Below are 476 nucleotides of genomic sequence, written 5' to 3'. Positions count from 1 at the left end.
CCTCCTTGCCCGACTTGCGCAGGACACCCGCCACGAGGTGTTGCCACTGATCATGTGGCGCGTCTGGGAATTCGGACGCCAGGGAGAGCCCGTCGTCAGGCAGGACCGTCATGGCTCGGATGCTAGGGGAGATCGCTAAAGGAACAGCAGGGCGTACAGCTGTGACCTTCTTCTCTTCGAGAAGGTGAGTTAGGTTAGGCTCACCTAAGTCTTCAGGTCTCCGTCGTCCTTCTCCCCGGGAGTACGTGCATGCGTCCCTTCAGCGCCCACGCCGCGCGACCCACGCCCGCCGAACGCGTCCGGTCGATCCTGACCGCCGCCCACTCGATGACCGTCGTCACCGACGGGGTCCACCAGGAGGTCCACCTCCTCGACGGCACCGGGCCCATGGGACACCTCCACCTCCACGCCCCCTCCGAGGACTGCCCCGCCGGACGGACCGCCCGCATCCCCGTCCGCCTCGAACTCACCGACAT

General features: G+C 66.4%; 1 pseudogene. It reads left to right on the top strand.

The features are described 5' to 3' along the window. Positions 1 to 249 precede the first annotated feature (249 nt). Positions 250 to 476: pseudogene (locus CCN56_RS13045) on the top strand (DUF2470 domain-containing protein); the annotation flags it as partial.

The organism is Streptomyces sp. NRRL B-24572 (assembly GCF_002156145.1).
GTDB lineage: Bacteria > Actinomycetota > Actinomycetes > Streptomycetales > Streptomycetaceae > Streptomyces > Streptomyces vietnamensis.
The sequence above is the reverse complement of the archived record's forward strand: the minus strand, read 5'-3'. Positions and strand labels throughout refer to the sequence as shown.